The organism is Actinophytocola sp. (genome assembly GCF_050699915.1).
Lineage (GTDB): Bacteria > Actinomycetota > Actinomycetes > Mycobacteriales > Pseudonocardiaceae > Actinophytocola.
In genome coordinates, this window is sequence record NZ_JBOHGA010000059.1 from 22,609 (window position 1) to 31,589 (window position 8,981).

Genomic DNA, 8,981 nt, shown 5'->3' on the forward strand with positions numbered 1-8,981 from the left:
CCTCTCACGGTCCGCCGTAGATGGAGCCGTCACTGAAGTCGTCGTCGTCCGAGCGGGCCGGTCGCCGCTGTGGCGCGCTCGGCTCGTCCTGATGTGACGGAAGATCGTCGCGATGCGTTCCCGGTGTCTCTCCCGACGCCTCCGCCTGAGCCTGCCGCACCTGCTCGGTGGTGCTCGCCCCCAGGTCGCCGCCGATGGTCTCGTCGACGATGCCGGCCTGCCGGCGGACGGCCTCGGCCACGGCGGCGCGCAGCGTTTCCATGATCGTGGCGGACAGTGTGGTGGACGGCAGGCGCATGGCGTCCGGCGTGAGCTGGATGTCCGTCACCGCGCCGCCGGCACCGGCGACCACGCGCACCGAACGGTCCGGCGAGGTCGCGACGGCCTCGAGCTCGGCCATCCGCTCCTGCATCTCCCCGACGCCGCCGAACTTTCGTTCGGCCTGCTTGATCTTGGCCTGGAACTTCTCGAACTCGGCGGCTAGCCGCTCCAACTCGGCGGACACACTCACTCCTCGGTCGCATCGCGTTGGCGCACAGGATGCCGGTCCGCGTGCCGGCGCCGGCACTAACCTCACCGGTCGTGATATTTCCGAAACCCGAGACTCGCGCGCGTGTCCGCGCGCTGGCGGAGAGCGAGTGGCGCGAGCCGGTCGTCGCCGTCCAACTGGACGACGTCAAGCCCGACTTCGACGTGCCCGGCAGGCGCAAGGACGGCACGGTCAAGGGCACGCGACTGGTCCGCCGGTTCTTCTGGAACGTGTTCCGCGGGACCGTCGGCGGGATCGTCAGCGCCGTGCTGTCGATCGGGAGCGGCACCGCGGCGCACGCCTTCGGCCGGTCCGGCCGGGTGTCCGGCCCGGCGAACGCGCAGGCGCTCGGGCTCGTTGACGCGGCGCGGCCGGCGAACGGCCCGTGGCTCGTCTACTCGCAGTCGCACGTCGCCGTCGTCGACTCGGGCCACGTCTTCCTCGACCCGGCCGACAGCCCGCCGCCGACGATCCTGTGGCACGCGACGGGCGCGGCGAAGCCGCGGATCTTCCCCGCCCACCGGCGCGTCACCTGGCCCGACGGCTCGGAGTTCGTGTATTCGATCAGCGCCGAGGAGTCCCACTTCCAGCACGAGTCGGCGACGCGCGACGAGGGGAAGTGGTAAGGATGCGGGACTTTCTCACCGGCGTTCGGATGTTCGGGCAGGGGTTCGCCATCCTGCTCCGCTCCCCTCGGCTGCTGTTGATCGGAGCGCTGCCCGCGGTGCTCACCGCGCTGCTCCTGCTCGGCGGGCTGATCTTCCTGGCGTACCGGATCGACGACCTGTCGGCGCTGGTCACGCCGTTCGCCGACGACTGGGCCGAGGGGCTGCGGGCGGCGGTGCGGGTCGCCGCCGACGTCGCGCTGTTCGGGGCGGCGCTGGTCGTGGGCATGCTCAGCTTCACCGCGCTGACCCTGGCCGTGGGCGGGCCGTTCTACGAGCACATCGCGGAGAAGGTGGAGGACGAACTCGGCGACGGGGCCGGCGCGGTGGACCTGTCGTGGTCCCGGCTGCTGTGGCTCGGCCTGCGCGACGGCGTGTTGTTGGTGCTGCGGGCGTTGCTGTTCACGCTGCCGCTGGTGGTCGCGGGGTTCGTCCCGGTGGTCGGGCAAACGGTGGTGCCGGTTCTGCTGGCGCTGGTGACCGGGTGGTTCCTCGCACTCGAGCTGGTCGCGGTGCCGTTCTACCGGCGAGGCATGGACCTCCGGCGACGCCGCGCGGTGCTGAGGCGGCGACGCGCGCTCGCGCTGGGCCTGGGGGTGCCCGCGTCGCTGCTGTGCGCGATCCCGCTCGCGGCCATCCTCGTGCTGCCGGTGGCCTACGTCGGCGGTGTGCTCGTCGCCCGCGAGGCCCTCCGCGACGCGAGGGTGACATGACGCCCGCGGTGATCGACGCCGCCGCGCTCGCCCGGTCGATGCCGGCCGAGCGGGCCGTCGCGGTACTGCGCGAGGCGGTGCTCGCGGGTGCGGTCTCGGGCCGGGCGCCGGCCCGGTCCAAGGTGGCGGTCGCGGCCGGTGAGCTGCTGCTGATGCCGGCCGAGGACGCCGAGTTCGTCGGCGTGAAGGTGGTCGGCGTCGCGCCGGGCAACCCGAGCCGGGGCCGGCCGCGGATCACCGGGAGCTACCTGCTGCTGAGTGCCCACACGCTCGTCCCGCTCGCGGTCGTGGACGGCGCCGCGCTGACGCTGGTGCGCACCGCGGCGGTGTCGGCGCTCGCGGTCGACCTGCTCGCCGCCGACGACGCCCGACGGGTGCTGGTGTTCGGCACCGGCCCGCAGGCCTTCGCGCACCTCGACGCCGTCGCGGCGGTGCGGGCGGTCGAGCGAGTCGACGTGGCGGGCCGGACGGCGGAGTCGACCGCGGCGTTCCACCGGGAATGTCTGGCGCGCGGGCATTCCGCGCACCTCGCCGCGGCCGACGCGGTCGAGCGGGCCGACGTCGTCCTGTGCTGTACGTCGGCCCGCTCCCCGCTGTTCGACGGCGACCGGCTCGCCCCACATGCCACGGTCGTCGCGATGGGCTCGCACACCCCGGACGCGCGCGAGCTCGACGACGTCACGATGCGACGGTCCACTGTGGTCGTCGAGGACGTGGCCACCGCGCGGCGCGAGGCCGGCGACGTGATCCTGGCCGAGCGGTCCGGCGAGCTCGCGCCGACGTCGCTGACCGACCTCGTGCGCGGCGACCCGACCCTCGATCCCGGGCGGCCGCGGGTGTTCAAGTCCGTCGGCATGGCCTGGGAGGACCTCGCGGTGGCCGCGGCCACGTACCGCGGGCACGACCCGGGGTCAGGTGCCGACCGGCCGGAGTGAGGGGGTGCCGTTCGGCATCTGGTCGAACCCGCGCGGCGCGCCTACCGTCGGCGCCATGACGGTCCCGGCCAGGTCCACCCGCGGGCGTCTGGCCAGGGTCCTGCGCGGGCCGGCCGGGCGGCGGACGAACCTGGCGCTGCTGGTGGCGTTGCTGCTCGCGCTCGCCACCGGGGTCGGCGCGGTGTCGTCGGGATCGACCGGCGGCCGGTGGGTCGTGATCGCCCACGGCGTGGCCGGGTTGGCGGTCGTGCTGCTGATGCCGTGGAAGGGCCGCGTGGTGCGCCACGGCCTGCGCCGCGCGCGCCGGACCCGCTGGCTGTCGCTGCTCCTCGCGGCCCTGGCGGTGACCACGCTGCTCGCCGGCATCGGCTACACGACCGGGCTGGTCCGCTCGATCGGCGGCGAGCTCGGCATGTGGATCCACGTCGCCGCCGCGCTGGCCCTGCTTCCCCTCGTGGTGTGGCACGTGCTCGCTCGCCGGACCCGGCCGCGGCGGACCGACCTGTCGCGTCGCACGCTGCTGCGGGCGGGCCTGTTCACCGGCGCGGCCGCGGGCCTCTACGTCGCGCAGGCCGGCCTGACGACCCTGGCCGGCCTGCCCGGGGCCGGTTCGAGCTGTTGGCTCGGTTGGGCGCCGGGGGCATGGGGACGGTGTGGCGCGCCCGCGATCTGGGGCTGGACCGCGAGGTCGCCATCAAGGAGGTGCGGCCCGCCGACGCCGCGGTGTACGAGCACGACCCGGGACTGGCCGCGCAGCAGCGGGAGCGGGTCCTGCGGGAGTCCCGCGCGCTCGCCCGGCTCCAGCACCCCAACGTAGTGTCGATCTACCAGATCCTCGAGATCGAGGGGTCGCCGTACCCGTGGATCGTCATGGAGCTGGTGCGGGGCGCCTCGCTGGCGGACCGGCTGCGCCAGGGAGCCATGGCGCCGCAGGAGGTCGCCCGTCTCGGACGCGACGTGCTCGCGGCGCTGCGGGCGGCGCACGCGGCGGGCATCCTGCACCGCGACGTGAAGCCGGGCAACGTGTTGCTGCGTCCGGACGGCGGCGCCGTACTCACCGACTTCGGCATCGCGGCGATGCACGACTCGACAACGCTCACGGCGACCGGCGAGGTGATCGGCTCGCCGGAGTACATCGCGCCGGAGCGGCTGCACGGGGACGAGACGCGGACGGCGTCGGACCTGTGGTCGCTCGCGATGCTGCTCTACGTGGCCGTCGAGGGCTACCACCCGATGCGGCGGGCGACCACGATGGCCACGCTCGCCGCCGTGATGACCGAGCCGGTGCCGCCGCCACGGCAGGCCGGCCCGCTGGGTCCCGCGCTGGCCGCGGTCCTGGTCGCCGACCACGCGACGCGGCCGACCGGCGAACAGCTGGACCGGATGCTCGCGGCCGCCGAGGCCGGCGTCGCACCGGGACCGGCTGGTTCCCAGCCGTACCAACCGTTCCCACCGCCCGTCACGCCGCCGCACGGCGCACCCGCCCATGGCACGGCCGCGTACGGCACCCCGGCTCACGGCACCCCGGCTCACGGCACGCCGGCCCATGGCACGCCGGCCCATGGCACGCCGCCACACGGCGCACCTGCGTATGGCCCGCCGCCGCCCTACGGTGGGCTGCCGTCATCGCCGAACACTCCCGCGCCGACCGGACGCAAGCGGGCCGTCCTCACGGCGGGACTGGCCGCGCTGGCCGCGATCGTGACGGCCGTGGCGATCACGCTGTACGTGACGCGCGATTCGAACAACGGGTCCGGCGACGACACCGCCGCCGGCAACCCGGACTCGTCGGCGACACAGGTCGCCACGGTCCCCGGGATCACCGTGCCGAGCGTGAACGTGCCGAGCGTGAACGTGCCGACCGTGCCGCAGACCGGCGGCGGCACGGCCCAGGAGGACCTGCACACCCCGCAGGGCGCGCGGGCCGCCGTCGCCGCCCTGACCGAGGAGATGGGCGGCTCCAAGGTCTCCGAGCTCAACATCTACCCCGACTACGCGGTGGCGACCGCGCCGACCGACGCCGTGAAGAACGGCTTCGACAACTTCGAGTACCGCAACGGCACAGCCACCCGCACCGGCGCGGACAGCGTGTCCGACGACGCGGTCGTCGACCTGAACGCGGTGAGCTGGGACGCCATGCCCGGGCTGTGGCAGCGCGCGGAGAAGGACCTCGGCGTCGCCGAGCCGACGCTGCGCTACCTGATCATCACGACCGACCTCTTCGACGAGACGACACCGGTGATGATGTTCTACCTGGTCGACGACTACGGCGCGGCGTACCTCAAGGCGGACTTCGACGGCAAGGTCCTGGAGGTCTACGCCCGCGACAGCTGACCTCCTGGGCTTAGGGCGCGTCTGGCGGGTCTTGTCGATGCGATTCGTGATCCAGCCGGTTCTTGGCAAGGCGGAGCGATGGCCTCGTACCGGGCCTCGGCCATCGCGACAACGCGGCCAGGGGCCGGCTGGGCGCGAATCGCGCGGCCGGAGATCCGTCAGACGTGCCCTAGCATGGCGCCCATGGCTGTGGCTCGGATGGCGATGTTGTCGTTGGACTGCGCGGAACCCGTTCCCCTCGCGGAGTTCTGGGCCGAGTTCCTCGAGGGCACGGTGATCCGCCGCGACGAGGAGATCTCCGCCGTGCACACCGACACGATGCTGATCGCCACGATTCGGGTGCCGGACTACCGGCCGCCGACCTGGCCGGGCGGCGACACGCCCAAGCACGTCCACCTCGACCTCGCGGTGCGCGGGCTCGAGGAGGCCGAGGCGGAGGCGCTGCGGCTGGGCGCCACCTTGGCCGACCACCAACCACAGCCCGACCAGTGGCGTGTCTTCCTCGATCCGGCCGGCCACCCGTTCTGTCTCACGTCGAACATCCCGTTCAACGTCGAGTGACACCGCCGGCGGGCGCCGGGGCGGCGGCCGGCGGAGTCTCGGGAGTCGCGCGTGGACGGAGGGAGAGCAGGGCGCGGCGCAGCAGCGGCGCGAACGGGCGCTCCACGAGCCGGTGCACCAGCCAGGCCACCAGGATCATCGCCAGCGTCACCAGGACGACCAGCAACGTCGGCGGCACCGTCCACTGCAGCGCGCGGAGCAGCGGCCCGCCGAGGTCCACGTGCAGCAGGTACAGCGGGTACGTCGTGGCGCCGAGCACCACCAGCCAGCGGCCCCGCACCCAGTTCAACCAGCCCAGCGCCACCGCCGCGATCAGCAGGAAGCACACCCCCATCAGCAGGACCGCCGGCCAGCCCGGCACCTCCTGGCCCGGGTACGCCTCGAGGCCCGCGCGGTACATCGCCGCGGGGACGGCCAGCACGAACGACCCGGCGACGAGCAGCCACGTCAGCACGTTCGGCCGGAACCGGTACATCAGGTAGCACGCGATGCCGCCGGTGAACAGCGGCGCGTAGTCCGTCATCAGGACGATGTGGACGATGCCGCCGTCCGGCACGAACGCCTTGGCCACCGTCACCGCGCCCAGCCAGGCCACGCAGAACCCCATCACCCGCCGGTAGGTCAGCCCCCACCACACCATCAGCGCGAACAGCAGGTAGAACCGCAGCTCGGCCCACAGCGTCCAGTACACCTCGGCGACCGGCGGCACCCCGACCGCGTCCTGGAACATCGTGAGGTTGACCAGCGCGGTGTCCCAGCCGACGGGCTGGCGGAAGAACGGCCAGACGGACAGCAGCACCGAGATCGCGATGACGGACAGCCAGTACGCCGGGTACAGCCGCACCGCCCGGGACACCAGGAACGACCCGACCCCGCGTCCCCAGCTGCTCATGCAGATGACGAACCCGCTGATCAGGAAAAACAGGTAGACGCCCAGCCACCCGTAGGTCCACGTCTGGTCCGGGAAGATCTGCGCGGCCCGCCGCTGCCAGATCCGGTCCAGCGTCGTGTAGTGGTAGGCGAGGACCGCGAACGCGGCGACGAACCGCAGACCGTCGAGTACCTCGAGCCGGGGTCGACCGGTCACGCCATCCCTTCCCGCCGTCCGTCAGGTCCACCCACTACACGTAGGCGGCCCGCCGACGGTTCTCCGGCGGGAGCGGGTCAGGCCATGCTGAACTTCTCCGCGTGCACCTGCGCGCCGGGCACCCCCAGCTTGCGCAGGGAGCTCAGTACGGCGTCGGTCATGGCGGGCGGCCCGCAGACGTACACGTCGCGCTCGGTGATGTCGGGGACGAAGTAGCGCAGACCCTCCGGCTCGAACGGCCGCACGCCGTCGCCGGTCCGGCCGGTGAGCAGCTGCAGCCGCCCCCGGCGCGCCGCGACCAGGTGCCGCACCTCGTTGAACAGCACGGCGTCGCGCTCGCTGCGCACCCGGTAGAGCACGACGACGTCCCCGTACCCCGGCTCCTCCAGCAACGCGCGCACCGGCGTGATCCCGACTCCGCCGGCGATCAGCACCATGTTCGGCCGGGTCCGCTGCAGCGAGGTGAACGCCCCGTACGGACCCTCCATGAACACCTTGCTGCCGACCGGGACGTTGCGCAGCCCGGCGCTGGCCTTGCCGACGGCCTTGGCGGTCAGCCGCAGCGACTGGGCGTTGGGCGCGGCGGACAGCGAGAACGGGTTCGCCAGCCACCAGTGGTTGTGGCCGACGAACCGCCAGATGAAGAACTGGCCGGCGCGTGCGGGCAGCCGTTCCAGGTTGCGGCCGGTGACGTGCACCGACACCACGTCGTCCGCCTCCGGCACCACGGCCGCGACCCGGAACTGGTGGCGCGCGTTGCGAACGATCGGCACGACGAGCCGGCCGACGATCAGCGACCCGAAGCCGAAGATCCACAAGGCCCACCAGTAGGCGGTCGCGAACGCGGAGGACCGGAACGTCGTCGTCTCCAGGAGCTGGTGGACGAACGCCAGGCCAAGCACCAGGTAGATCAACAGGTGCAGGCCGTGCCAGGTCTCATAGCGCAACCGACGACGGATGCCGCGGGTCGAGACCGTCGCGATCACGATGAGCAGCGCCGCGGCGAACATGCCCAGCAGCGAGGCCGGTACGCCGGCCAGTGCCAGGAAGGTCGACCCCACCGAGGCGTCGTCCAGCGCCGCGTAGCCGAGCACGACGATGGTCGCGTGCGTGAGGACGGTCCAGAGCAGGGTGAACCCGACCCAGCGGTGCCAGACGGTCAGCCGGTCCATGCCGATGCGGCGGTCCAACCACGGCAGCCGGGCCACCAGCAGCAGCTGGAAGATGATCAGCAGGGCGGCGTGCATGCCGAAGAACTTGGCGATGGTGAGGATGTCGTTCTTGCCGGTGCCCTCGGTGAAGAACAGGAGCTCGACGATCCCCACGTTGACCACGACGAACGCCCACAGCGCCCATCGCGCCGCGACGCGGGGCGGTACGGACGGCCGCCGTACCTGCTGACTCGTCGCCACCATCGCCACCTCCGCTCCGGCCCGGCCGCGGTCGACCGGGTCACAGTGTGGTCACACAGTATGGAGGCGCCGATCGTGCGCCGGATGCGCCGAACGTCAAATCGTGACCGGCGACGGCCCGGACCGTCCGGAAGCGACACGCGGTCGCCGGGTTGGTGCTGGCTGCGAGCCGGCCACCGGTCGCGGCGCCGGTAGCGTCGGCGCCATGTCGATCTCGATCGAGGTGCCGGACGGGGCGGACGTTCGGTTCGTGCTGTCGCCGCTCGTGGAGCTGGGGTGGGCCTGGCACCTGTTGGTCGGCGCGGAGCACCATCCCGAGCACGTCGAGTGGGTGGCCGCCGCCCGCGCGGCTCTGCCCGCGGACCTCGCCCGCGACCTCGACGCCTGGTCGTTCGCGGTGAGCGCGGTGCGGGCGACGGTGCTGGCGGACCCGACGCTGGTGCCCGCGGGCCCGCTCCCCGAGCAGCTCACGTGGCTGAGCCGGATGCCACCGGCCGAGTTCGCCGCCGCGATGCTGCGGCCGCTGCTGCGCGAGCGGGGACGGCCGGGCGCCGCCGAGCGGGCGAACGTGCTCGGTCTGGCCCGGGCCCGCGGTGCGGCCTCGGTGCGGGTCGTCCGGACGCTGCTCGACGAGGCGGCCGCGGCGCGCGCGGAGCTCGTCGACGTTCTCGGTCGCATGTGGACGGTGTGCTGCCGCGCCGAGTGGCGGTCCGCGGCGCCCGCGCTGCGCCGGGCGGTCGACACC

The 8,981-nt window shown here is 73.1% G+C and carries 9 protein-coding genes; 6 read left to right on the forward strand and 3 right to left on the reverse strand.

The genetic code is table 11. The features are described from left to right. Positions 1-4: 4 nt before the first annotated feature. The gene (locus ACRDSK_RS13510; protein WP_431440919.1) at positions 5-505 is read right to left on the reverse strand and encodes a YbaB/EbfC family nucleoid-associated protein; all 501 of its coding nucleotides are present in this window, start codon (positions 503-505) and stop codon (positions 5-7) included. A gap of 77 nt (positions 506-582) precedes the next feature. Between ACRDSK_RS13510 and ACRDSK_RS13515 the strand changes: the two genes are divergently transcribed. The 5 genes from ACRDSK_RS13515 to ACRDSK_RS13535 all read left to right on the forward strand — a co-directional run bounded on the left by ACRDSK_RS13515 (position 583) and on the right by ACRDSK_RS13535 (position 5,737). After that, on the forward strand, positions 583-1,155 hold the full coding sequence (locus tag ACRDSK_RS13515; RefSeq protein WP_431440922.1) for a hypothetical protein: 573 nt from the start codon (positions 583-585) through the stop codon (positions 1,153-1,155). Between the two features lie 2 nt (positions 1,156-1,157). Next, entirely contained in the window at positions 1,158-1,907 is a 750-nt protein-coding gene (locus ACRDSK_RS13520) for an EI24 domain-containing protein (RefSeq protein WP_431440924.1), read from the forward strand. After that, positions 1,904-2,842 (forward strand): ornithine cyclodeaminase family protein, encoded by a 939-nt coding sequence (locus tag ACRDSK_RS13525; RefSeq protein ID WP_431440926.1) that lies wholly within the window; start codon positions 1,904-1,906, stop codon positions 2,840-2,842. The genes ACRDSK_RS13520 and ACRDSK_RS13525 overlap by 4 nt, the downstream gene beginning before the upstream one ends. A gap of 642 nt (positions 2,843-3,484) precedes the next feature. Continuing rightward, positions 3,485-5,176 (forward strand): protein kinase domain-containing protein, encoded by a 1,692-nt coding sequence (locus ACRDSK_RS13530; protein ID WP_431440928.1) that lies wholly within the window; start codon positions 3,485-3,487, stop codon positions 5,174-5,176. A 183-nt stretch (positions 5,177-5,359) separates the two neighbouring features. Then, positions 5,360-5,737, forward strand: coding sequence for a VOC family protein (locus tag ACRDSK_RS13535; protein WP_431440929.1), 378 nt, complete (start codon positions 5,360-5,362; stop codon positions 5,735-5,737). Here ACRDSK_RS13535 and ACRDSK_RS13540 read toward each other — a convergent pair. Both ACRDSK_RS13540 and ACRDSK_RS13545 read right to left on the reverse strand, forming a co-directional pair. Next, positions 5,724-6,824, reverse strand: a complete 1,101-nt coding sequence (locus ACRDSK_RS13540; RefSeq protein ID WP_431440931.1) for an acyltransferase family protein — start codon at positions 6,822-6,824, stop codon at positions 5,724-5,726. The two genes, ACRDSK_RS13535 and ACRDSK_RS13540, sit on opposite strands and share 14 nt — an antisense overlap. A gap of 77 nt (positions 6,825-6,901) precedes the next feature. Beyond that, entirely contained in the window at positions 6,902-8,239 is a 1,338-nt protein-coding gene (locus tag ACRDSK_RS13545; protein WP_431440932.1) for a ferredoxin reductase family protein, read from the reverse strand. Between the two features lie 202 nt (positions 8,240-8,441). On the opposite strand from ACRDSK_RS13545, the gene ACRDSK_RS13550 reads away from it, so the two are divergent. Beyond that, the coding region (locus tag ACRDSK_RS13550) for a DUF5937 family protein (RefSeq protein ID WP_431440933.1) at positions 8,442-8,981 on the forward strand (540 nt) is incomplete at its 3' end.